Source organism: Amycolatopsis sp. CFH S0740 (assembly GCF_004522315.1).
In the GTDB taxonomy this organism is placed as follows: Bacteria; Actinomycetota; Actinomycetes; order Mycobacteriales; family Pseudonocardiaceae; genus Amycolatopsis; species Amycolatopsis nivea.
Genome location: NZ_SDLS01000079.1, coordinates 1 through 611, shown reverse-complemented (window position 1 = coordinate 611; position 611 = coordinate 1). Strand labels below are relative to the sequence as shown.

The 611-nt window shown below is 68.4% G+C and carries 1 protein-coding gene; it reads left to right on the top strand.

The window, feature by feature from the left end:
- The coding region (locus EIZ45_RS45825; RefSeq protein WP_167756742.1) for a flavodoxin-dependent (E)-4-hydroxy-3-methylbut-2-enyl-diphosphate synthase at positions 1–611 on the top strand (611 nt) is incomplete at both ends.

The window sequence follows — 611 nt, the reverse complement described above, 5'->3', positions numbered from 1 at the left end:
GGCACGCCGATCCGGATCGGCGTCAACGCCGGCTCGCTGGACAAGCGGCTGCTCGAGAAATACGGCAAGGCCACCCCGGAAGCCCTCGCCGAATCGGCGATGTGGGAAGCCTCCCTCTTCGCCGAGCACGACTTCCACGACATCAAGATCTCGGTCAAGCACAACGACCCCGTCGTGATGGTCCGCGCCTACGAAATCCTCGCCGACCAGTGCGACTACCCGCTGCACCTGGGCGTCACCGAGGCCGGGCCCGCGTTCCAGGGCACCATCAAATCCGCCGTCGCGTTCGGCGCGCTGCTGCGCCAGGGCATCGGCGACACCATCCGGGTCTCGCTGTCCGCGCCGCCGGTCGAAGAGGTCAAGGTCGGCACCCAGATCCTGCAGTCGCTCAACCTGCGGCCCCGCAAGCTGGAGATCGTGTCCTGCCCCTCCTGCGGACGCGCCCAGGTCGACGTCTACACCCTCGCCGACCAGGTCACCGCCGGCCTGGAAGGCATGGAAATCCCGCTGCGCGTCGCGGTCATGGGCTGCGTCGTCAACGGCCCCGGCGAAGCCCGCGAAGCCGACCTCGGCGTCGCCTCCGGCAACGGCAAAGGCCAGATCTTCGTCAA